This window comes from Pseudarthrobacter leeuwenhoeki (assembly GCF_055412885.1).
In genome coordinates this window covers 1-1,801 of the sequence record NZ_JBVAYY010000040.1, presented here as the reverse complement: position 1 = coordinate 1,801, position 1,801 = coordinate 1, and the positions used below count along the sequence as shown (strand labels likewise).

Below are 1,801 nucleotides of genomic sequence, written 5' to 3'. Positions count from 1 at the left end.
GGCAGGTCTCGGGCGGTTAGTATCCCCTGTTCAGCATGGGCGGTTTTTCGCCGGTACGGGAATATCAACCCGTTGTCCATCGACTACGCCTGTCGGCCTCGCCTTAGGTCCCGACTTACCCAGGGCAGATTAGCTTGACCCTGGAACCCTTGATCATTCGGCGGACGGGTTTCTCACCCGTCTTTCGCTACTCATGCCTGCATTCTCACTCGTGTAGGCTCCACCGCTGGTTTACACCGCGACTTCACTGCCCACACGACGCTCCCCTACCACTCCAGACGCCTGAACCAACCCACAAGGGGCGGCTTAGCTAATATCTGAAATCCACAACTTCGGCGGTGTACTTGAGCCCCGCTACATTGTCGGCGCGGAATCACTTGACCAGTGAGCTATTACGCACTCTTTTAAGGATGGCTGCTTCTAAGCCAACCTCCTGGTTGTCTTCGCAACTCCACATCCTTTCCCACTTAGCACACGCTTAGGGGCCTTAGTTGGTGGTCTGGGCTGTTTCCCTCTCGACTATGAAGCTTATCCCCCACAGTCTCACTGCTGCGCTCTCACTTACCGGCATTCGGAGTTTGGCTGACGTCAGTAACCTTGTAGGGCCCATTAGCCATCCAGTAGCTCTACCTCCGGTAAGAAACACGCAACGCTGCACCTAAATGCATTTCGGGGAGAACCAGCTATCACGAAGTTTGATTGGCCTTTCACCCCTACCCACAGCTCATCCCCTCCATTTTCAACTGAAGTGGGTTCGGTCCTCCACGACGTCTTACCGTCGCTTCAACCTGGCCATGGGTAGATCACTTCGCTTCGGGTCTAGATCACGCCACTGCAACGCCCTATTCAGACTCGCTTTCGCTACGGCTTCCCCACACGGGTTAACCTCGCGACGTAACACTAACTCGCAGGCTCATTCTTCAAAAGGCACGCCGTCACCAGAATCAGACTGGCTCCGACGGATTGTAAGCACACGGTTTCAGGTACTGTTTCACTCCCCTCCCGGGGTACTTTTCACCTTTCCCTCACGGTACTGGTCCGCTATCGGTCATTAGGGAGTATTTAGGCTTATCAGGTGGTCCTGACAGATTCACACGGGATTTCTCGGGCCCCGTGCTACTTGGGATACTCCCCGGGCGGTACACAACATTTCGGTTACGGGGCTCACACCCTCTCTGGCCGGCCTTTCAAGACCGTTCACCTATGCCTGTACTACACACCCCACTGTCCCGGCAGAGACAGAATGGGAAGTCCCACAACCCCGACCATGCAACGCCCGCCGGCTATCACACATGGAACGGTTTAGCCTGATCCGCGTTCGCTCGCCACTACTGACGGAATCACTATTGTTTTCTCTTCCTGCGGGTACTGAGATGTTTCACTTCCCCGCGTTCCCTCCACGCACCCTATGTGTTCAGATGCGGGTCACCAGGTGGCTCGCGCCCCTGGCGGGGTTTCCCCATTCGGACACCCTGGGATCACAGTCCGGTTATCGACTCCCCCAGGCTTATCGCAGATTCCTACGTCCTTCTTCGGCTCCTAATGCCAAGGCATCCACCGTGTGCTCTTAAAAACTTGACCACAAAAGATCAATAAAACGCTATTCTTCGAGAGAACCACGAAAACCACACCACCACCCCGAAGGACAGCAGCACAGATCCAGGTTCATATATTCTTGGAAATTGCTTCTTATAAAAGATGCTCGCGTCCACTATGTAGTTCTCAAACAACAACCCCATACCACACACCCCACACACAAACATGCGTGATCGGTGCAGCCAGGAAACCAGAAACAAACAAA

Annotated in this window: 1 rRNA gene; it reads right to left on the bottom strand. The window is 54.4% G+C overall.

From position 1 onward, the window contains the following. A 23S ribosomal RNA gene (locus tag ACZYX4_RS17615) occupies nt 1-1,581 on the bottom strand; the annotation flags it as partial. Nucleotides 1,582-1,801 lie beyond the last annotated feature (220 nt).